We start from the raw sequence: 22,454 nt of genomic DNA on the forward strand, positions 1-22,454 counted from the left end.
TTGGTGAACGCCGAACTCACTGCGTCATTGCTCTGGCTGATCCCGGCTCTGCCGCTCCTGGGTGCGGCGATCCTCCTTCTCGGTGGTCGCGCCACGGACCGGTGGGGGCATCTGCTCGGGACGGGCCTCGCGATCGCGTCGTTTGCGGTGGCGCTGATCATGTTCACCGGCATGGTGTCCCGATCTGCTGACGACCGCGTCGTGTCGGACGTCCTGTTCAGTTGGGTACCGGTGGGCGAGCTCCAGGTCGACTTCGGGTTTCTCCTCGACCAGCTGTCGATGTGCTTCGTCCTGCTGATCACCGGCGTCGGCTCGCTCATCCACGTCTATTCGATCGGCTACATGCGGCACGATCCAGATCGTCGCCGATTCTTCGCCTACCTCAACCTGTTTCTCGCGGCCATGCTCGTCCTGGTCCTGGCCGACAACTACCTGGGTCTCTACCTCGGCTGGGAAGGCGTCGGACTCGCGTCGTACCTGCTGATCGGTTTCTGGCAGCACAAGCCGTCGGCGGCCACCGCGGCCAAGAAGGCATTCGTCGTCAACCGGGTCGGCGACATCGGACTCGCTGTTGCCCTGATGATCATGTTCGCCACCTTTGGCTCGGTGGCCTTCACCGCGGTGTTCGACGGTGCTTCCCTGGCAGGCGAGACGACACTCACCGCACTGGGTTTCGTGCTGCTACTCGCCGCATGCGGCAAGTCGGCGCAGGTGCCGCTGCAGTCGTGGCTGGGCGACGCGATGGAGGGCCCGACGCCGGTGTCGGCGCTGATCCACGCCGCGACCATGGTGACCGCCGGCGTCTACCTCATCGTGCGCTCGGGCCCGATCTTCGACCTCGCCCCCGCCGCCCAGGTCGGGGTCGTGGTCGTCGGCGCGGTCACCCTGCTGTTCGGTGCCGTCATCGGTTGCGCGAAGGACGACATCAAGAAGGCGCTCGCCGCGTCGACGATGAGCCAGATCGGCTACATGGTGCTGGCCGCCGGGCTCGGTCCGGCGGGTTACGCGTTCGCCATCATGCACCTCCTCACCCACGGGTTCTTCAAGGCGGGGCTGTTCCTCGGTGCGGGATCTGTGATGCACGGGATGAACGACGAGACCGACATGCGTCGCTACGGCGGACTGCGCGCCCTCATGCCGATCACGTTCGTCACCTTCGGCGTCGGGTATCTCGCGATCATCGGTGTGCCGCCGTTCGCGGGCTTCTACTCGAAGGATCACATCATCGAGGCCGCGTTCGGAGCGGGTGGAGCGAAAGGTCTGATCCTCGGTGGCGCAGCACTTCTCGGCGCCGGGATCACCGCGTTCTACATGACCCGGGTCATGTTGCTCACCTTCTTCGGCGAGAAGCGTTGGCACGACGGCACGGACGCGCCGGCACCTCACCCGCACGAGTCGCCGCGTGTCATGACCGGCCCGATGATCCTGATCGCGCTCGGCTCCGTTGCATCGGGCGGCCTCCTGGCCATCGGCGGGTCGCTGGAGACGTGGCTCGAACCCGTTGTCGGAGAACACACCGAGCACCATCTCGTCCCGGTGTGGGCCATGACGGCGATCATCCTGCTCGTGGTCGCCGTCGGCGTGGCTGTCGCCTACCGTCAGTACGCGACTCGACCGGTGCCGGTGACCGCGCCCGAGGACGTATCCGTGCTCACCGTCGCCGCTCGCCGCGATCTATACGGCGACGCCGTCAACGAGGAGCTGCTGATGCGGCCGGGTCAGCGGGTCACCGCCGGCCTCGTCGCGGTCGAGTCCGACGGCGTCGACGCGCTCACCAGTGGGGTCGGTGATGCGGTGACCGGCGCGTCGCGTCGAATACGCGGGTGGCAGAACGGTTATGTCCGGTCGTATGCCTTGTCGATGTTCGCGGGTACCACCGTGATCGTGGCCCTGGTGATGGCGGTGAACGTCCTGTGAGCATCCCCTGGTTGACCATCCTCTGGGTTGCGCCCGCCGTCGGCGCGGCCCTTGTCCTCGCGGTCCCGGCGCACCGGGCGACCGCGGCGAGATGGTTCGCGCTCGTGGTGTCCGTGGCTGTCCTCGTCCTCTCGGTCGGTCTCGCGGCCGGTTTCGATCCCGGTGGGGAGCGCTACCAGTTCGTCGAAGACGTCAGCTGGATACCGGCGCTGGGTACGCGGTATGCGCTGGGGCTCGACGGCATCGGACTCGTCCTGGTGCTGCTGACCGCGGCGCTCCTGCCCCTGCTGCTCGTGGCCGGCTGGCGCGATGCCGAGTCGGCGGGCTCGCTGGACAATTCGGGTGGCCGCGCGCAGAAGGGCCCGCACATCTACCTGGCGCTGTTCCTCGCCACCGAGGCGATGGTGCTGATGAGCTTCGTCGCGCTCGACGTGCTGCTGTTCTACATCTTCTTCGAGGCGATGCTCATTCCGATGTACTTCCTGATCGGCGGGTTCGGCACCGGACCCAACCGATCGGCAGCCGCGGTGAAGTTCCTGTTGTACAACCTCTTCGGCGGACTCCTTCTGTTGGCCGCGGTCATCGGACTGTACGTGGTGACCGCCCAGGACGGGGTGGGCCCAGACGGTGGCGGGACGTTCGCGCTGCCGGACATCGCCGCAGCTGTCGCGAGCGGACAGATCGACGACTCGACCGGGTTGGCCAAACTCCTGTTCCTCGGCTTCCTGTTCGCCTTCGCGGTGAAAGCACCGCTGTGGCCGTTGCATTCGTGGTTGCCCGACGCCGCCGTCGCCGCCACGCCCGCCTCGGCGGTGCTGATGATGGCCGTGATCGACAAGGTCGGGACCTTCGCGATGCTGCGATTCTGCATGCAGCTGTTCCCGGACGCATCCCAGTACTTCGCGCCGCTCGTCTGCGGACTCGCGGTCGTCAGCATCGTCTACGGCGCGGTCCTGGCAATCGGCCAGACCGACGTGATGCGGCTCATCGCCTACACCTCCATCTCGCACTTCGGCTTCATCATCCTCGGCATCTTCGCGATGACCGACCAGGGCCAGACCGGGTCGACGCTCTACATGGTCAACCACGGGATCTCCACCGCCGCACTGTTCCTCATCGCCGGCTTCCTCGTATCACGTCGTGGGAGCACCCTGATCGCCGACTACGGCGGCGTGCAGAAGGTCGCGCCCGTCCTCGCCGGCACCTTTCTCGTCGCCGGGCTCGCCACCCTCTCGCTCCCGGGGCTGGCCCCGTTCATCAGCGAGTTCCTGGTTCTCATCGGCACCTTCACCCGCTACCCGGTGGCGGCGGTGATCGCCTGCTCGGCGCTCGTCCTGTCGGCGATCTACATCCTGTGGACTTATCAGCGGATGATGGGCGGACCGACGAAACCGGCCGGCGACCGCTTGTCGTCGATGCGGGACCTGGCGGGTCGCGAACTCGTGGTCGTCGCTCCGCTGCTGGCTCTGCTCATCGCGCTGGGGGTGTATCCGAAGCCGATGATCGACCTGATAGATCCGGCGGTACAGGCAACCCTCACCACTGTCGGCGTCGAGGCGCCCGAACCGGCCGTCGCCGAGTCTGATCCGGAGGGCAACTGATGACATCGACCACCCTCGTCGACGGTCCGATGACGCTGGCCGCCATCGACACCCCCAGCGTCGAATACGCATCTCTCGCACCGATGCTCATCGTCTTCGGCGTGGGGGTCGTCGGGGTCCTGGTCGAGGCGTTCGCGCCGCGTCGTCTGCGGTATCCCCTGCAACTCTCGCTCGCGCTCGGCGGGTTGGTCGTCGGATTGGGTGCCCTGATCGCGGTGGCGGTCGCGCAGACACACGATGGCGCGAACGGCGAGTTCGCGATGTCGGGTGCGGTCGTGATCGACCGACCGGCACTGTATCTACAAGGGCTGCTGCTGATCATCGCGGTCGTCGCCGTCGGGTTCATGGCCGAGCGCCGACTCGAGCGAGTGGTCGCACCGGTGACGATGCGAAGGCTCGCCGGGGTCGGCGGCGGAGACGACGCGACCACGCGTGGCGGCCCGGCCGGTGGCGGTGTGGACGCCGACATGTTCACCCCCTCCGGTGCCTCGGTACCCAACACCGATGCCGAGTTCGAGGCCACCCGCGCCGGAGCGGTGACGACCGAGGTCTTTCCCCTGGCCCTGCTCGCGGTGGGCGGGATGATGCTGTTCCCGGCGTGTGGGGACCTGCTCACGATGTTCATCGCGCTGGAGGTGTTCTCGCTCCCGCTGTATCTGCTGTGCGGACTGGCCCGGCGTCGGCGCCTCATCTCGCAGGAAGCCTCCCTGAAGTACTTTCTGCTGGGCGCGTTCTCGTCCGCGTTCTTCCTGTTCGGAGCGGCCTTCGTCTACGGCGCCACGGGTTCGCTGAACCTCTCGACGATCGGTGCGTCGATCTCGGCGACCGCCGACAGCGGCGGTGACACGACACTGGCACTCATCGGGCTGGCGCTGCTCGCCGTCGGCCTGCTCTTCAAAGTGGGTGCGGTGCCGTTCCATTCGTGGATTCCCGATGTCTATCAGGGCGCTCCGACGCCGGTAACCGCATTCATGGCCGCCGCCACCAAGGTCGCCGCTTTCGGCGCGCTGCTCCGGGTCTTCTACGTCGGCTTCCCGGGCCTGAGGGAGCAGTGGGAACCCGCGTTGTGGGCGGTGGCCATCGCGTCGATGGTCATCGCCTCGGTCATGGCGGTGACCCAGAACGACGTCAAGCGGATGCTCGCGTACTCGTCCATCGCGCACGCCGGGTTCATCCTGCTCGGCCTGATCGCCTTCGACGAGGCCGGACTCGGCGCCACGCTGTTCTACCTCGCCGCCTACGCGTTCACCACTCTCGGCGCCTTCGCCACCGTCGCCGTCATCCGCGAGCCCGACACCGACTCCGGTCCCTCCGCCCGCACAGTCGCCATCCACGGCACGTCACCGCTGCCGCGAAACCCGCACCTGTCCGGCCGCGAGGCCACCTACCTCACCCAGTGGTCGGGGTTGGGGCGCCGTTACCCGCTGGTGGGCGCCATGTTCTCGGTGTACCTGCTCTCGTTCGCAGGCATCCCGCTGACCAGTGGCTTCATCGCCAAGTTCGACGTCTTCGCCGCCGCGGCCGGTTCCGGCGGCGGCGTCCTCGTGGTCATCGGCGTCATCAGCAGCGCCATCGCCGCCTATGTCTACGTCCGCATCATCGTCGCCATGTTCTTCGACGACGTTCCCACCGCCGGCGCCCCGCACGTGGTGAAACCCAGCGTGCTGACGACGACCGGCATCGCCCTGTGCACTCTGGCGACGGTCGCGCTCGGTGTCTTCCCACAGCCGCTACTCGACCTCGCCGACGCGGCGGCGGTGTTCTTGCGCTGACAGATGATCAGGAACGGATCTGTCAGCGAAAACGTCGACCACTGCGGAGTTGTGCAGGATCGTGCACGGTCACGCGTCGAGTTGGGGCATTTGGGTCCGGTATGCGACGCATACTGCCCCAACGTCAGGCGCTGTGTGTGGTCACTTCCCAGCTGAAGCCTTCCCGGGTGCAACCATGCCATCCTGGAACCCGTGGATCTGATCAGGCACTTGCGGTTCTTCGTCGCCGTGGCCGAGGAGGGCCACTTCGGCGAGGCCGCGGCCCGCCTGGAGATGACGCAGCCGCCGGTGTCGCAGGGTCTGCGTCGCCTGGAGAAGCAGCTGGGACTCCAACTCATCCGACGTACCACTCGCGGCGCCGAACTCACCGATGCCGGACGCGAACTGCTTCCGCGCGCACGTCTACTCGTCGACGACGCTTCGAGATTCGTCGGCGAGGCCCGTCGGCTCCACGAGCGCACAGGGGTATTGCGTTGGGGTACCCCATCACTGGTCGGCCCGACGGTCACGGCCACGCTGGCACGCCGCATCGCCGGAGTCGCGTCCGGACAGGACACGGTCAGCTCCTCGACGGTAAATCTCGTCGAACAGGTGTCGGCCGGGTCACTCGACCTTGCGGTCGTCGAAGCGCCGTGTGTCACCGGCTCTTTGACCACCGGCCCGATTGTCGTCCTCAAGCGTTCCGTCGTGGTGCCCGCTTCGCATCCGACAGCAGATGCCGACCGGCCGCGCCTGCGTCAACTCGCGGGGTTGCACTTCTGCCACACACCACGGTCGTTCAACCCGCCTGCGCACGACCAGCTGATCGACCGGCTCCGAGAGTCCGGCCTCGACCCCCAGCTGAATCCGGTGACGTCCGCCGACCAGGTACTGGCCGCAGTAGCTGCCGGGCACGCCTTCGCGCTGACCGTCGATCGCGGTGTCCTCGCCGCGGTCGATGCCGTCCGCTGTCTCACCGTCGGACCGGACGCCACCGCGCTGCGCCTTCGCGTCGTCTACCGCGAACCCGGCCTCAGCGAGGTGGCGGAGGTCGTCACCGCCGCCCTCTACCGGATCGGCAAGGCGACGTGAGCTCGTCGGCGCCCCTGCCCGAGTCGGTCCGCACCGAGCTCGACCGCGCTGTCCACGAGACCTTCGCCGACGCCGGCTGTTCGGGATGCGTGCATGTACGGACGATCGGGCCGACGCCGGTCGAGTACTGCCACGACGCCGACACCCCGGTCGTCCTCGCGTCGGTCTACAAACTCGCGGTGTTGGTCTCCCTGTGCCGCATGGCAGATCGCGGCGACATCGATCTCACGGCGTCGATCTCGGTCGATCCCACTCGGTGGGCTCAGGGCCCGACCGGGCTCGCACTGTTCTCGGACCCGGTCACCATTTCCTGGCGCGACCTCGCCACCTCGATGATGACCGTCTCGGACAACGTCGCCGCCGACGTCATACTCGCCCACATCGGACTGCCGCAGATCCACGACGACCTGGTCGACCTCGGCCTCACGCACACCCGCATCGTCGGTGGTGTCGCCGAATCGCACGCACGTCTGCAGCGGGAGACCGGCACGAGCACCGTCGCCGAAGCGTTCGCCGCCCTGGCCGATCCCGACTTCGACGCCTCGGTCAGCGCCTACGACGCCGCCTACTCCAGTGCCGCGACACCACGCGACTGCACGACGCTGCTGGACGCGATCTGGACCGATCGCGCAGCGTCCGCGACGTCGTGCGAGTTCATTCGCCAGACGATGAGGAAACAGGTCTTCACCTCGCGCCTCGCTTCGGGCTTTCCGTTCCGCCGGGTGAGCGTCGCGGGTAAGACGGGCACGCTCGTCGCCGTTCGCAACGAGATCGGCGTCATCGAGTTCCCCGGCGAAGTGCCGATCGCGGTCGCGGTGTTCACGATGAGCGCGAGATCTGAGATGGCACTACCCGAGGTCGACCGCGCCATCGGAGAGGTGGCCCGCGTGATCGTCACCGAACTCCGAAGACCGGACGACTGACCGGAAACCGGACCAGGAACAGCGACGATAGCGAACCGCTATCGGCCGATCGCGTGCCGAAACTTGGCATCACGGCGTCCCGATGGGTTGGCTCGGGTCATGCGTCGATGGTGGGCACTGGTGAGTGCATGTATGGCGATCGTGGGCACGATGTCGGGTTGCTTCCTGTCCTCAGAATCACCTGAGGACGCGCTACGGTCGTTCGCGGCCGCGCTGCAGGAGGGCGATGCCACCAGAGCCGCGGCGCTCACCGACGATCCGACCGCGGCAGGCGCGGCGATCACCGCCATGTTCGATGGCATGGGCCGCACGCCCAAGCTCTCGGTCGCGGCCGACCTGGTCGACGACAAGGAGGTCAGCGGCACACTCGACCATCGCTGGCAGATCCGCGATCGGAGCGTCGAGTATCAGACCTCTGTCGTTCTCGCCGAGTCGGATTCCCACTGGAAGATAAGGTGGCAGCCCTCCGTCCTGCACCGGCAACTCCGTGCCGGGGAATCGTTCTCGTACAGCGACGATCGCGCCTACCCGACGCCGGTCCTCGACACCAACGATCGGCCGCTCATGACCTGGCAGGCCGTCACCCTGGTCGCGTTGCAACGCACGCAACTCGATTCGGCGGAGATGCTCGCCCGCGCCCTCCGACCCGTCGAACCCGGTATGACCGCCGCCGGTATCCGCGCGGCCTTCGCAGGCAACAATGCGCCGCAGCACACGGTGATCCGGCTCCGCGAGTCCGATCTCCGGCGCGTCCGGCGCTCGGTGGAGTCGATTCCGGGTGTCGCGCTCAGCGAGCAAGGCGCGCTGCTCAGCGCCACCAGAGCACTGCATTCGCCGGCGATGTCGGGACTCGAGGAGATCTGGCGCGAGCACATCGACGCCACGGCGGGGTGGTCCGTCCAGATCGTCGGCGCCGACGGCACACCCACTCATCTCGTCGACTCAGCGCAACCCGGTGTCACGCCACCGGTACACACGACCCTCGATCGCGATGTCCAGACCCGAGCACAACTCGCCGTCGACGGCGAACGACGCCCTGCCATGGTCGTGGCCATCGAACCGTCGACCGGAGGCATCGTCGCCGTCGCGCAGAACGATGCCGCCGACAGGTCGGGATCGGTCTCGCTGTCCGGGCTCTACCCTCCGGGTTCGACGTTCAAGACCATCACGACCGCAGCCGCACTGGACGCCGGAGCCGTGCAACCGACGTCACAGGTCCGCTGTCCTGGCCGCACCACGATCGAAGGTCGGACGATCCCGAACGAGGACGACTTCGACCTCGGGACCGTGGCACTTTCAACAGCTTTCGCGCGCTCGTGCAACACGACGATGGGCGCCCTCGCGAACAGGCTGCCCGACGACGCGCTCACCGCCATGGCACGACGGTTCGGCATCGGCGCGGACTACACCGTTCCGGGCCTGACGACCGTCACCGGGTCGGTGCCCCGCGCCGATTCACCAGCGTTGCGGGTCGAGAACGGCATCGGTCAGGGTACGGTGACCGTCAGCCCCTTCGGTCTCGCCCTGGCCGAGGCGAGCCTCGCGCGCGGTGAGACCGTGACCCCCGGCCTGGTTCGCGGAAGGGACACGACGGGAGACGTGGAACCGCAACAGATCCCGGGCGACGTCACTCGTGCACTCCGAAGCATGATGCGCGACACGGTCACTCGCGGCACGGCCACCGCACTCCGCGACATCCCCGGTCTCGGCGGAAAGACCGGCACGGCGGAGTACGGCGACAACAAGAACCCGCACGGCTGGTTCGCCGGCATCGTCGGGGACCTCGCGTTCGCGACGCTCGTCGTCGGAGGCGGGTCGTCCGCACCCGCTGTCGAGGTGACCGGAGAGTTCCTGCGGCCGCTGAGCGAGTGAGCGCTTCCGCAAAGTGCGGGAAAGGTACCGGATTCCGGGACGAATCCCGCACTCTGTCAACGGGTCGTCACGACGCCGGCTCGAGGTCCTTTCGGTACAGGGTCTTGCCCGACGCGTCGACCAGATCCACGCTCAACACTTTGGTCCTGCCGTCGATCGTCACCTCGCCGAAGTGTTGAAACCCCTCCGCCGGTGACACATTCGACCCGGTAGGTGCATGGACGAATTGGTACTCGGCACCGAATGTGCTGTCCAACGGGCTCTCCGGGAACGCACCGGCGTGCAACGGTCCGGCGACGAACTCCCAGAACGGCGCAAAATCCTTGAAGCCGGCGCGGTCAGGCTCGTAGGAGATCGCGGCGGTGTAGTGGACATCGGCGGTCAGGAACACCACGTTCCGGACGTTCTTCGTCTGAGACAGGATGCGGGAGAACGCGATCTCACGACCAAGCGGATCGCCGGCATCACCCTGGGCCACCGCTTCCATTGCCTTCGGACCGTCCGGCGGTGTCGTGTTCTTGTCCGCCACGACGATGCTCAGCGGCAGGTCATTGGCGACGATCTTCCAGGTCGCCGTCGAACCCCGCAGTCCGTCGATGAGCCACTGGGTCTGTTCCGGACCGAGCAAGCCGTCGACGTTGTCCCCCGACCACGCATCGGGGTTCGGGTCCTTGTGGCTGCGCATGTCGAGGATGAAGACGTCGAGCAGTGGACCGTATGACACCCTGCGGTACAGACGATCCGAGGCACCGATCTCGACGGGTTGCCATTCCTGCCAGGCCTGACGTCCGTTGCGCGCCAACACGTCGACGCTCATCTCGGTGTATCCCTCGCGGCCCTGCCCCTCGAGACTCTCCCCGGGGAACCAGTTGTTGACGACCTCGTGGTCGTCCCACTGCACCAGTTGCGGGACTGATCCGACGAAGCGTCGGAAGTGGTCGTCGGTCAGGTTGTACGCGTAGTTTCCACGAAACTGATCGACGGTCTGCGCCACCTGCGCCTTCGCCGGACTGGTGATGTTCCGATAGGTCTTGCCGTCGTTCTGTTCCTGAGTCGCCTCGACCGGGTTGTCGGCGTAGATGGCGTCACCGGAGTGGATGAAGAACTGCGGATCACGGTCGGCCATGGTGGCGAAGATGGTCATCCCGCCCATATCGGGGTTGATGCCCCACCCCTGCCCGACCACGTCGCCGGACCACTGGAACCTGATGTCGCCGTCTCGTACCGGAGCTGTCGTGAAGATTCCGGTCGCCGGTTCGGAGAGCGCGCCGTCCTCACCTTCGAAGGTGACGCGATAGTGCACGGTCTGGCCGGGCTCCAGGCCGGCCACCCGCAGTCGGCCGGTCCCGTCGCCGGCGGGCGTCACCTGCGGTCCGCGGAATTTCCGTGCAGCGCCGAAGGACTCGCTCGATGCGGTCTCGACGATCATGGTCGCCGGCCGGTCCGACCGCGCCCACACCAGCGCCCCTCCGCTGGTCACCTCGCCGGTGGCCACCCCGTGGGTGAGGACCGGCCGGTTTCTGACCAGACTCGGGCGTCGCCGAACCAGGATTCGACGACCCGCAGGCTGCCAGCGCGGACCCGACCGGGACGAGGAGCGCCCCCGTAGCGGCAGTCCGCAGAATCGTGCGCCTGGACGTGGGACGGTCTGCTCGATGAGGTCGGGCCATGGGCGCCAGCGTGGCGTAGCACTTCCAATGGCTGGTGAAGCGCAGGTGAAGTCTCGGCGTCCGTCCGGCTCGCGCGCGGCAACACATCAGCGAGATCTACGCGTTCCGTCCCCTGATGGAACGAGACGCCGGGCCACCTCGGGACCGCCGACCTCCAAAACGAATTGCGGGTCTCCGCAAACGATCAACTGATCACGCGCCCGAGACAGCCCGACGTAGAGCCGCTCGCGTGACCGCTCCCACGACTTCTCCTCGTTGAGCGCAAGCACGATGACGCGCCGTTCCAGACCTTTGAAACCCAGCACGTGACCGTAGAAGACCTGTTCGGCATCCCAGAACGACGACCAGTACTCCCGGTTTCCCTGCGACTGGCGCGCCTTCTGTTCCTCGTGTCGGCTGCCGGTCGTCAGCAGCGCGATGTCTTCCGGGCGCCATCCGTCCTCGAGCAGCGGGTCGATCTGATCGTCGGCCACACCGAGTGCTTCCTCAGCCGTGCAGGCGATGAACCGGACCGACGGCCCGTCGCCACCGTTGAGCCTCATCCGTTGTCCGACGAGCGGTTTGAACGCCTCTGCGATCTGTTTGGTGTTGCGCAGATTGTGGTCGAGGACGAGTGGCACCAGGTCGACGGGCGGCGACCCCTGCCGAGCGAACACACGCTGGGCCTCGTCGCTGAACACGAAGATCCCGCTGGTGTCCTCGTCGCGCAGGCAGGCGAGCATCGGCTTCCACCATTCGTCGGCGAAGTCCTGCGCTTCGTCGACCACGATCGCGTCGAATCGCCTGCCCGGCGAAAGCGCCTGGGCCAGTTCGTACATCTGCTGCGGCAGCGTGTACTCCCAGAAGTCCGACGCGGCCTTGGTGCGCTCCTGCTCGTCGGGTCCGCTTGCGGCTCCCCACGTGATTCCCAGTTCATGGAACTCGCCCACATAGGCGGGTCGTTCCTTGCGACTCCAGGTTGCGGTGAGCCGCTCGAGATACGAAGCGAGTCCGTGTGAATAGCAAACCAGCGCAACACGTTGTCCGTCACGCGCCAGACGCCGAGCTTGTTCGATGGCGAGGAACGTCTTGCCGCTTCCGGCGCCACCCCGGATCTCGACGCGACGGAGTTGATGGGCGGCCCGTAGGATGACAGCCTGCTGAGAGGTCAGAGCGTCGGCCACCTCTTCGTTCTCCAGCGCGCGGGCCACAACGTCGCGCTGCGGCAGGCCACGCCCGCTCAGCACCGTGGCGAGCTGCTCGATCCCGGGACCGTCGAGGACCGGAAGGCTCCCGACTTTCTGCAGCAGAACCTCTCGAATCAGCGGCGATATCTGCTCAATCTGATTGCGGTCGACGATCTTCCACCGCGGACAGTCCGCCAGCGCGAACGCGGGCCCGACTTCCGAGTGCGGGAACACGACCATGTGATCCCATCTCACCCGCCCCTGAGTCCATCTCGGATCCGATTCGACGAACTCTCGCAGTGCGTAGCAGCCGCCGCGGGCCTGCCCGACGGGGTCGATACGTTTGGCAGACTGCCCTGCCCGCTCCTGCCACCACGATGTTCCGTCGTGCCACACTTCACCGCCTTTCACTTCGACGCAGACGATTCCGGCGCCGGCGACGGCAACGAGGAAATCGATCTCGTGATCCTTCGCGTGGTCGGTGACGCGCTGTCCGACGATCAGCAGGTCGTCCTCAAGCAACTGTCCGACGATCGCCTTGAACACAGTCTCTTCACTCGACGCCGCGAATCGCGGAGTCGCAGGAAGTACTGTCACCACCGCGTTCCCCTTCCACCAGGCGGTTCATCTACGTCGACACCTCGACTGTTACTCATCCTGCCCCCACTGAGGACCAGGGCGCAGGACTCGCAGGTAGGGACCAGCGATTTGAAGACTCTTTCGCATCAGAAAGCCGGCGGATCCGCACTCGGCAACCGCCATCCGAAGGTTGCCGTCGGCGGCGCCTCCTTCGCGAACAGCCGCGCCGGACGGCCGCCGGCGACACGTGTGACCGGGTTTCCGTCGCCGTCGGTCTGCGGCGCCAGCAGAGGCTGGACCCGCCGGTTGAACGAATCCCGCATCAAGCGTCGCCCCAGGATCGCCTCGTGAAGCTCTCGCAGTTCTGACAGGGTGTACGGCTCCCGCAGCAGATTGTCCGGGTCGGGCTTGTCCTCGTAGCGCTCGCGCAGATTGTCGGTGGCTGCTGCCAGTATGGCGTCGTGGTCGTACAGCAGCCGCTCCCCTGAAGCCAGAGCCCCGTCCGGCGTCACCTCGACAAGCTCCCCGGCCACTCCAACCAGTTCGTCGGCGCCCAACGCGACGACATGCGCGATCGAGATCGTCCAGCCCCGAGGATCCCGATCAGGATCACTGAACACCGCGAGAAGATGCGGATGAACGTGATCGGGCGAGAGCCCCAGCTTCAGCTCGAGTACCTCACGCACGGTGTCAGTGACCGAACGCCGCTCCCTCACGAACCGACCCGGCAAAGCCACGCGCCCCGAATCGGGATGCCGCTGTACAACGACGTGCACAGCACCTGCAGCGACGGTCAGCACGGCGATGTCGACGGCGACGTTCGGTCGCGGATAGTCGGTCAACTGTTCGGACGATCTCGTAGCCACTACTTGACACTATGCGAGAATTCGCGCAAACTACTAATCGCAATACTGCGTAAAGCGTCGGGCGGTTCGCCCAACCGCTGCTACTCGCCTCCCGGGTTCGCGCCCGTCCCACCACCGAAGGAACATCATGAAGCTCTCTGCCGCTCTCGACGTCGACGTCGTCGCTCTCGAATCCGCTGATGAGCTGACGGTTCTGGTGGAGCTGGTGGCACCGGAGGCGCCGGCTGCGCACCGGCCCCCGACGGCGCTGCAGGTTGTTCTCGACCGCAGCGGCTCCATGTCCGGTGCGCCGCTCGACGGTGCCAAGAAGGCGCTGGCCGGGGTGGTCGCCCAACTCGACCCGCACGATGTGTTCGGCGTCGTCACGTTCGACGACACGGCCCAAGTGGCGCTGCCTGCGTCGACGTTGACGGACAAGCAGCGCGCCGCCGACGCGATCAGGGCCATCGAAACCGGCGGTTGCACCGACTTGTCGTCGGGTTATCTACGCGGCCTGCAGGAGATACGGCGCGCCGGCGAGTCTGCCGGCATCCGCGGCGGGACCGTCCTGGTGATCAGCGACGGTCACATCAACAGCGGGATCCGCGACGTCGACGAGTTCGCGGGCATCACGGCGAAAGCAGGATCCAAAGGGATCGTCACCTCCACCATGGGCTACGGCCGCGGGTACGACGAAACGTTGCTGTCGGCGATCTCGCGCGCCGGCAACGGAAATCATGTGTTCGCCGATAGTCCGGATGCCGCCGGTGCTGCCATCGCGGGTGAGGTCGACGGCCTGCTCTCGAAGTCGGCGCAAGCGGCCACCTTGACCGTTCGATACGACCAGCGCGTCCAAGAGCTCGCGTTGTTCAATGATCTTCCCGCACACCAGATCGGCGATGGTGAGGTGATGATCGAGCTGGGTGATCTCTACGCACTCGAGGAACGAAAACTGCTGCTGCGCATGAAGGTCGGTTCTATTGCCGCCCTTGGCCTGACCGAACTGGCAACGTTGCAGCTGCGCTACGTCGAGACCGCGTCCCTCGTGGAACATACGGTGTCGCTGCCCGTCGTCGCGAACGTCGTCCCTGGCGACGAGGCTGCAGGCCGTGTCCCTGACCCGAAGGTGTACTCCGAGCGTCTCTACCAAGAAGGTCAGCAGGACAAGCTGGAGGCCTCCCGAGCGTACGAGGCCGGCGACATCGACGGCGGTACGCGGCGCCTCGCACGATCGCGTCAGAAGCTCGAGTACGCCATGCAGGAGGCTCGTCCCGAGGACCGTGCGGCCATCGCCGACGAGATCGCGATGCTTGACCGCTTCGGAATCAGCGCAGGCGCCCTGGACAGCGTGTATGCATCCAAGGCGATGCGCGCCTCGTACCACCGGACGAACCGCAAGCGTGGCCGACGCCATTGAGGATGTCCGCTTGTTCCCACCCATCCGACTGAAAGGACCTCACGTGAGTCGACTCACCATCGCCCAACTCGACCGAGCCGCAGGGGTTCTCCTCGGTACAGCCGCCGGGGACGCGCTCGGCGTTCCGTACGAGTTCGAAAGCAGAAGTCTGGGTTCTGACGAGAGACCGATGATGCTCGGCGGCGGACTGGGCGACTTCGCACCCGGCGAGTGGAGCGACGACACGTCGATGGCCATGGCGATCGCACTCGTTGCTGCCAAGGGCGCCGATCTCACCTCTGAGGACGCGATCGACGCCATCGCGACGAACTTTCTGAGTTGGTTCGACGGCAACCCACCAGATGTCGGAGTACAGACCCGCGCGGTGCTGAGCGCCGTTCGACGCGGGTCAGCTTCCAACCATGAGCGCGTCGGGTCCCTCATGCGGGAAGAGGCAGCGCGATTTGCGCAGACACATCCGCGGTCGGCAGGCAACGGAGCGCTCATGCGAACCGCACCGGTCGCGCTGGCGCACCTCCACGACCGGGACCGACTGGCGATCGCCACCCGCGCCGTAGCGGAGCTGACCCACGCCGACCCGCTGGCCGGCGACTCGTGTGTGCTGTGGTCCGAAGCCATCCGCACAGCCGTGCTCACCGGGCGGGTCGATGTGTCCACCGGCCTCGACCTGTTGCCCTCCGACCGCAGGTCGCGGTGGTCGCAATGGCTCGACGAGGCGACGACCGCAGATCCGAAAACGTTCACTCCCAACGGTTTCACAGTGACCGCGCTCCAGGCCGCCGTCGCCGCGATCATGCAGACGCCGATCCCGGACGACGTTCCGTGCCGCCACCTGCAGCACGCGCTCGATACCGCCATCCGCATCGGGAACGACACGGACACCGTCGCAGCAATCGCGGGCGGTCTACTCGGTGCCCGTTGGGGCGCAAGCGCGGTGCCCTGGTCCTGGAGGCGCGCGGTACACGGTTGGCCTCGGCAGGGTTGCTCACCGGAGGACCGGCCGAGCGATGCGCGGGACCTGGTGAGCCTCGGCACCTTGGCCGCGCGCGACGGGCGCGCAGATCCGAAGGGATGGCCGACCGTCGAAGACGTCCGCTATCGGGAGCATGTCGCCACCGAGGTGGTGGCGCATCCGTACGACGACGGCGTGTTGTTGGGGACGCACGCCACAGTCGACCATGGGGCTGACGCAGTGGTGTCGATGTGCCGGGTCGGTCGACGTCAGACTTGCTTCGCGGGCGCTGCCGACATCGTCGAATCACGGTTGATCGACTCCGACGATCCAGCCGACAACCCGAACCTGGAGTTCGTGATCGCCGACACCGCAGACGCGGTTCGTGGTCTGCGCGCCCAGGGCAGAACCGTGCTGTTGCACTGCGTGGCCGGACACCAGCGAACACCCAGCGTGGCTGTCGCTTACGGTGTCCTGCTCGGCCATCCGGTCGCTGAGGTACAGCAGAAGGTGCTCGAACTACTACCGGCGGCACGGGGTCGCGGACTCGTGTGGGACGCCGGCTCGTCTTCGATCGCAGTTATTTGACCGCCTCGGCCGAATCCAGCAACCGCGGCGCCTCACCGGCGTAGCTTCGCAACTGCATCCACCGTCCGACGCTCCCAGGGGAGACAACCATGTCCGGCTCACGCCTACGTGCCGTCCATCAACTGATCGTGGTCGCGGTTGCGCTACTGACCATCACCCTGGCCGCGCCCGCAGCATCAGCTGCTCCGCAACGGAGCCAACCGGTGGCCGGAACAGCGGGGCAAGGATTATGCCTCGATCTGAATTCGTCGGAGGTCAAGCTCGGCCTCCGCGCGGTCGGTCCCCCTTTCGGGCAGCCCGGACTGCGATGGGTAGCGCGTCGCGCACCGATGGCGCGATCGCTGGATCGCGCGCCTAACTGCCCGTCCCTGATGTGGGCGACGTTCGACGTCGCGGGCGGCACCGTCTCGTCGCCGGCCGTGGTGCTGCTCTTCCGGCCCGGAAAGTACCTTGGTGTCACCAACCGCCCGACCGGACACACCCGGGTCAGCGGATTCACTCCGGTGAGCGTCACCGTGACCTACCGCTGGCCACGTGCCGCGGACGCCAATGCCAATCCGACGGGTGGCCCGGTCTCATCGACTTTCGTACAGGTCTTCGACCGCGTGTTCAGGTTCGGGGAGTTGCCGCCGGGGGTGTGACAAGCGACTTTCATGGCTTGGGTACCAATGCGAAGGTTCTCGATTCTCGGTCTCACGTCTGCCGGCGACGCCTATCGTTGAACGATGGCGTCGACTTCACCCCGGCTCCGCCCAGGTCAGACGATCACCAACGACGATGGCCGGAAGTACTGTATTCAGGCGTACATCGCCGGTGGAGGTTACGGCTCTGTGTACCGCGCGACGGCAATGTCGGGCCGCGGACAACGCAAAGCCACCACCGTCTGCGTCAAAATTTGTGCGTCCGCTGACGACTGGCATTGCGAGGCACACTTCGGCAACCTGCTGTCCGGATACTCGGAGGTGGTCGAGCTTCTCGATTCGTTTGCGTTCGGCACCGGGGCGGGCCGGCGCACTCGCTATGTCCTTGTGACGGAGTACATGCCCGAAGGGACCGTCGCCGATCTGGCAGACGACCGGGACTGGCACGGTTGGACTCCAGGTCGAGTCCGTCGCGAGATCAGCCGCCTGCTGAAAGTGCTCGCACTCATGCACGCAAGTGGCGTGACCCACCGTGACATCAAGCCCGCGAACGTCTTCATCCGAGATGGGCATCTCGTTCTGGGCGACTTCGGTATTTCCAAACATTCGCTGACCCCCAGACGCTCCGCCATCGACGCCTACACCCCTGCCTACTCCCCTAACAACATGGACGAACGACAGAACTGGGCAACGTGGGTGGACATCTACCAGGTCGGGTTGCTAGCCGGTACCTTGCTGACGGGCAACGATTTCGACAGCAGTCACGTGGGCGGCATCCGCGACTTGGACATCCCCGACGATCTGAAATGTTGGATGTGGCACGCCACCGCACATCACGGCCTTCGATACGTGAGCGGGTTGCAAGCATCTCAGGCGCTTCGGCAGCTACGAGATGTCGACATGAGAGACAAGTCCGGGCCGAAATCGATACGGGGACATCATGTAACGCTCACAGGCCGGTTCGCAATGGGGTCGCAACGCAAGTTGGCGCAGATGATCAGTCGCGCCGGCGGAACCGTCCAATCCACGGTCACAGACAAGACGACAGTCCTCGTCCGGGCCGGCAATATGGCGAATACGGTAGGGGTCGGCGAGGGAAGCAAGCTGTTCGAAGTCCGCGAACGCAAACGTCGCGGCGAACGAATCCATGTCATCAACGAGGAGCGGTTAAGCACATTGCTCAACCGCTGACCCGTGCTGTTCATTCTCAAAAAATGGCAGATCCATGTCGCCCTACGAGTTCGAGTTAGTGCTCAATCAGCGAGCTCGGCGCCAGCGTCGAGAACCATCTTCTGATGTTCCATCCGGATCGAGCGGCTCTTTTGGATCGACCAGGCTCCCCAATTTACCAGCATCAGGGGAGTGCAGCTTCCCTTCCTCAGGGAAGTCAGCCTCCAACCGAAGTAATCGGACCTGAGTTCGTTCAGCACTCGCGCCTAACGAGAACCCGATCTTCGTCAACCGGTTGGCGATATCTGAGTCCATTCGAAACGCCGACTGGCTCTCGATGTTGATCGCTACCCGTCGAGCACCATTCAGCAACACAGCACGACGAGCAGCCTCAAAGCCTGCCTCATCAGGATAGACGCTCTGGCCCGGGTCAACAGGCGGTCCCCCTGTACCAAACTGTTCGAACGCCACTTCTTCTCGAGTGGTCCTCGAGAGGTCTGCAGATCCTCCTCCCGCCTGAGGAATTCGTCCCCGAATTGACAGTCGCGACACGCCACCGCGAAAACTCTTTGTGACGACAGTGTGTGCCCCTAGAGTCTGGACGATTCGCAGAGCCTCGTTGAACTTGTCCGTCATGACCAACGTGTCGTACTGCCCATAGGGAACTAGCCGCGCCTCGATTCGTGGATGTCTAACATAAATGACCTTCGCTATTGTCGGTTCGTTGCCGAAGGTATAGTCGCTGGCCTCTGTGAACGGAAACTGTAAGACCGACGCGTCGTCGGTCTTGACAGGATCCTTCTCATAAAAAGAAATTAGCTGCATCATGCCACCTCGATTTTCCTACCGTAGTGCCCACCATCATTGATCCATGCCGACTCAGTTTGTCCACCGTCGCGCCGACAGTAATCTGGACATTGCGTGCACGTCCCAGCTTTGGGGCACGCCCCGGCGCGAGAGACTTATCGGACTCAGAGCGTCCACCGGTCCGTCCACTGCGGCCGTGGGCTGATCCCCGCGATTCCATACCGGCGCGCATCAGACACTCCTTGCTATTACAGCTGCCGCTCCCACCCGACAGAACACCAACTCCAGTCGAACGACCCTCTCCCCCGTCGCCTTTCGCAGCAGATCGGCGTAGATCGCCAGCTGCGCCCAATAGGCCTCGAGCGTGTGCGCAGCGACACCGACGTCGGTCTTGTAGTCCGCGATGACGAGTCCGCCGTCGGGGTCGCGGTAGACCAGATCCGCGATGCCCTCGACCACCGTTGTGCCATCGGGACCCAGCCCCGCGAGCTGCATCTCCTTCCAGTGCTCGCCGACAGCCGCGCGATGGACGGGTTCGGACTCGAGTGCAGATCGGGCCAGTGCGACGAAGTGGTCGACGTCGACGATGCCGACGGCAGCAGCAGCCTGGCGGGCGACCGCCTCGAAGGTCTCGTCGAGGACCGCGCCTAACTCGGTCTGCTCCAAGACCCCGTGCAGGGCGGTGCCCAGCGAAGCCCCGCTGTCGACGCCTCCAATGCCGGGTGAAACACGCTCTCCTGCAGTGACAGTCAAGAGACCGGCTTCACGGTAGCGTTCCAGCAGCGCAACCTCGGCGGCATCATCACCATGCACTATCCGCGTCGCCGAGTACGACGCACGCAACGCCGACGACACCTCGATTGCGGCCGTCTCGGCTGTCCACTCATCCCAGGGCTGCCGCTCGAACTGCTCGATCGGATCGTCGTCGCGTCGTACCGGTTCGATCAGCTCTGGCACCCTGTTCGGCAGACCGTCCAGCGCGGGAGCCAGCGTCGCACCCCACGAGGCACCTTTGCCCGTGTATCCGGAAACGGCGAGGTGACTCTCTGCGCGAGTGCAGGCAACGTAGAGGAGTCGCTTCTTCTCAGCCTCGGCGTGGACCTTCTCCGCGTCGGCTGCCGGCTTGTACCCCTTCGACGTCACCGACTTCGACACGCATGCCTGCAGTGTGCCGCTCGCATCCCAGAGCAAGGACTCCGGCAGCGTGCGGAATCCGCCGCTCATCCCGGCGACCACGACCATCGGAAATTGCAGACCCTTGGCGGCGTGGATGGTCATGATCCGCACGGCGTCCACGCCGATCTCGGGAAGGACGGTCTCGGCCACACGCGCGTTTTCGTCGGCCTGGGTGTCGGCCCAGTCGATGTAGTCGCGCAACGATCCCCGATCCTCGGCGTACCACGCGCGAGCCTGATCGATGACGAACCGCAGTCGTCGCCACACGTCGCGGTGTCGGGGCGAATCCATCGAGACCTCGAAGACGCGTCGGTCGGTCGCCAACCGACTCAGCAGGGCACCGGGATTCAGGTCACCGAGCTCGAACGACAGCTCGCGCAGGTACCGATATGCGGCGGCAACGGGTGAGGATCCGAGCACCTCGGTCGGAGCGTCGGCGTGGATACTCCATCGGCCGTTCGCTGTGCTCCACCGCAGCAGGTCGTCGTCGCCACAACCGAACAGCGGTGTGCGCAACGCCGCGACGAGAGCCGCTTCGTCTGCGGTGTTCGCCAACGCCCGACAGGTCACCAGCAGGTCATGGACCTCCTGCGTCGAATAGACGAGACTCGATGCTTCCGAACGGAATTCGATCCCTGCCGCATCCAGACTCTTCTCCAGGAAGGGCAGAACCGTGCGCGACGGGATGAGGATGCAGATGTCTTTCCATGTCAATGCCGCATGCTCGTAGGTCTCGTCGTCGGCTCGCGACTCTCGACACCAGCCCTTGTCGACAGCCGTTGCGATGATCCGGGCGACATCGCGAGACTCCCGTGCTCGAATCGCCTCCGCCGGCGACAGCGAAGCCTCATCGTCGACGGGCTCGTCGTTGTCAGGGAATACGAATGGTTCCGGACCCCACTCGATGTCCCACCGAGGCCTGCTCGGCACGGGGTCCAGCGGCGTGTAGGTCGCCTGGACGTGACCGTCGGCGACGATCATCCGACCGAACACCGTGTTGATCCATTCGATGACCGGCCGTGTGGAGCGGAAGTTGGTCGTCAGTTGGACGACGTCGGCGGCAGGGGTCTGGTCACGCGCGGCCATGTAGGCGGCGATGTCGGCCCGGCGGAAGCGGTAGATGGACTGCTTGGGGTCACCCACTGTGAACAGCCTGCCCGCTTCGTCGGTGCCGGCGACGATACGTTGCGCCAGCTCGAGTTGCAGCGGGTCGGTGTCCTGGAACTCGTCGAGCAGCACCCGTTGGTAGCGCTCGTGGGTGGTCGCGGCGACGGCGTGCTTGCTGAGCACGTCGCGAGCGAGGACGAGTAGGTCATGGAATTCGAGTTGGCCGCTCCGCTGCCGCTCGCGCGCTTCGTCGAGGACGATCTCGGACAGATGCCGCACCACCACGCGAACTGCGCCGTCGACATAGGTGCCGACGATGTCGGGACAGATCTCGTCACGCAACGCCTTGACTCGAGTCTTGATCTCTTTGACCTGAGCGGACCCACCGCGCCAGTTCTTCCCTGCGCCACCGTTTCCCGGGCCTGGACAGAGAGCCGCTACAGGTATCCATCCTGTCGCATCGCGTTCTGCCGCAACAAGGATGCGCCACTCCTGCAGCTCGGTCAGCTTCTGCGCGAGCTTGTCGTCGAGGTCGAGGCAATCGGCGAGGTTGTCGGCGATCGCGTCTGCCTCCCACAGCATGCGGTCGATGTGTGCGGGAGCGATGCCTTGTGGGTTGTCGTCGAGGGTGAGGCGGTCCCAGTTGCGGTCGAGTGCGTCGGCGAGCGCGCGCATCTGATCGAGCGAGGCGCCGGCCGCCATGATGATGCCCATGGCGTCGACGAGAATCGGCGGCGCGGAGTCGGTGAAAAGGCGGGTGCGCATGCGTCGCCAGCGGCGTTCGAACGACAGCTGCGACCCCATCGCGTCGACGACCGCGATGCGCGGGGGTACACCGGCTTCGAGTGGATGCTCACTGATGATGCGGGCGGCGAACGCATGCAGGGTGCCGATGGCCGCGGTGTCGATCTGTTCGAGGGCACCGCGGGCACGTTCGGTGTCGTGCTCAGCCAACTCGACTCGGATTCGTTCGCGAAGTTCGGCTGCGGCCTTCTCGGTGAACGTGATGGCGGCGATCCGATCGAGTTCGATGCCGTCGTGCAGGACGAGCCGGCAGATGCGGCCGACCAGGGAGTAGGTTTTGCCGCTGCCGGCGCCGGCTTCGACGAACAGGGTGGTGGCGGTGTCGGAGGTGATCCGATCGCGGGCTGCTTGGTCGGCAAGAGGGAGTGCGGTCATG

General features: G+C 65.7%; 14 protein-coding genes and 1 pseudogene. 10 read left to right on the forward strand and 5 right to left on the reverse strand.

Features of this window, described 5'->3' with window-relative positions; genetic code table 11:
- Positions 1-3: 3 nt before the first annotated feature.
- From nuoL to FFS52_RS14560, 6 genes are all read left to right on the forward strand, one after another.
- Positions 4-1,917, forward strand: a complete 1,914-nt coding sequence (gene nuoL / locus FFS52_RS14535) for an NADH-quinone oxidoreductase subunit L (RefSeq protein ID WP_137810098.1) — start codon at positions 4-6, stop codon at positions 1,915-1,917.
- Complete coding sequence (locus FFS52_RS14540) at positions 1,914-3,518, forward strand: NADH-quinone oxidoreductase subunit M (RefSeq protein ID WP_137810099.1); 1,605 nt, start codon at positions 1,914-1,916, stop codon at positions 3,516-3,518. Before nuoL ends, FFS52_RS14540 begins: the two co-directional genes overlap by 4 nt.
- Positions 3,518-5,290 (forward strand): NADH-quinone oxidoreductase subunit NuoN, encoded by a 1,773-nt coding sequence (gene nuoN, locus FFS52_RS14545; RefSeq protein ID WP_137810100.1) that lies wholly within the window; start codon positions 3,518-3,520, stop codon positions 5,288-5,290. The genes FFS52_RS14540 and nuoN overlap by 1 nt, the downstream gene beginning before the upstream one ends.
- 192 nt (positions 5,291-5,482) lie before the next feature.
- Positions 5,483-6,361 carry a LysR family transcriptional regulator gene (locus tag FFS52_RS14550; protein WP_137810101.1) on the forward strand — a complete coding sequence of 293 codons (879 nt, stop codon included), beginning with the start codon at positions 5,483-5,485 and terminating at the stop codon, positions 6,359-6,361.
- Positions 6,358-7,284, forward strand: a complete 927-nt coding sequence (locus FFS52_RS14555; protein ID WP_065631178.1) for a serine hydrolase — start codon at positions 6,358-6,360, stop codon at positions 7,282-7,284. Before FFS52_RS14550 ends, FFS52_RS14555 begins: the two co-directional genes overlap by 4 nt.
- Positions 7,285-7,383: 99 nt before the next feature.
- The gene (locus tag FFS52_RS14560; RefSeq protein ID WP_137810102.1) at positions 7,384-9,156 is read left to right on the forward strand and encodes a penicillin-binding transpeptidase domain-containing protein; all 1,773 of its coding nucleotides are present in this window, start codon (positions 7,384-7,386) and stop codon (positions 9,154-9,156) included.
- 67 nt (positions 9,157-9,223) lie between these two features.
- Here the strand turns inward: FFS52_RS14560 and FFS52_RS14565 are convergent.
- The 3 genes and pseudogenes from FFS52_RS14565 to FFS52_RS14575 all read right to left on the reverse strand — a co-directional run bounded on the left by FFS52_RS14565 (position 9,224) and on the right by FFS52_RS14575 (position 13,437).
- A pseudogene (locus FFS52_RS14565) lies at positions 9,224-10,826 on the reverse strand (alkaline phosphatase D family protein).
- Positions 10,827-10,912: 86 nt separating this feature from the next.
- The gene (locus FFS52_RS14570; protein ID WP_137810103.1) at positions 10,913-12,592 is read right to left on the reverse strand and encodes a nuclease-related domain-containing DEAD/DEAH box helicase; all 1,680 of its coding nucleotides are present in this window, start codon (positions 12,590-12,592) and stop codon (positions 10,913-10,915) included.
- 125 nt (positions 12,593-12,717) lie between these two features.
- Positions 12,718-13,437: an NUDIX hydrolase gene (locus tag FFS52_RS14575; RefSeq protein ID WP_137810104.1), complete on the reverse strand. Its 720-nt coding sequence runs from the start codon at positions 13,435-13,437 to the stop codon at positions 12,718-12,720.
- Positions 13,438-13,564: 127 nt separating this feature from the next.
- Here FFS52_RS14575 and FFS52_RS14580 point away from each other — a divergent pair, with 127 nt between their 5' ends.
- The 4 genes from FFS52_RS14580 (at position 13,565) to FFS52_RS14595 (ending at position 18,205) form a co-directional block, all read left to right on the forward strand.
- Positions 13,565-14,833 (forward strand): VWA domain-containing protein, encoded by a 1,269-nt coding sequence (locus tag FFS52_RS14580; RefSeq protein ID WP_137810105.1) that lies wholly within the window; start codon positions 13,565-13,567, stop codon positions 14,831-14,833.
- 43 nt (positions 14,834-14,876) lie between these two features.
- Positions 14,877-16,373 (forward strand): ADP-ribosylglycohydrolase family protein, encoded by a 1,497-nt coding sequence (locus FFS52_RS14585; protein WP_065631183.1) that lies wholly within the window; start codon positions 14,877-14,879, stop codon positions 16,371-16,373.
- A gap of 89 nt (positions 16,374-16,462) precedes the next feature.
- Complete coding sequence (locus FFS52_RS14590) at positions 16,463-17,014, forward strand: LppP/LprE family lipoprotein (RefSeq protein WP_137810106.1); 552 nt, start codon at positions 16,463-16,465, stop codon at positions 17,012-17,014.
- An 84-nt stretch (positions 17,015-17,098) separates the two neighbouring features.
- Positions 17,099-18,205, forward strand: a complete 1,107-nt coding sequence (locus FFS52_RS14595; RefSeq protein ID WP_137810107.1) for a protein kinase — start codon at positions 17,099-17,101, stop codon at positions 18,203-18,205.
- Between the two features lie 66 nt (positions 18,206-18,271).
- On the opposite strand, the gene FFS52_RS14600 is transcribed toward FFS52_RS14595, so the two are convergent.
- Positions 18,272-19,012, reverse strand: a complete 741-nt coding sequence (locus FFS52_RS14600; RefSeq protein WP_137810108.1) for a hypothetical protein — start codon at positions 19,010-19,012, stop codon at positions 18,272-18,274.
- A gap of 210 nt (positions 19,013-19,222) precedes the next feature.
- Entirely contained in the window at positions 19,223-22,453 is a 3,231-nt protein-coding gene (locus tag FFS52_RS14605) for a UvrD-helicase domain-containing protein (RefSeq protein ID WP_137810109.1), read from the reverse strand.
- Position 22,454: the final 1 nt, after the last annotated feature.

It is taken from the genome of Gordonia sp. ALPHA1B1 (assembly GCF_005502615.1).
Lineage (GTDB): Bacteria > Actinomycetota > Actinomycetes > Mycobacteriales > Mycobacteriaceae > Gordonia > Gordonia hongkongensis.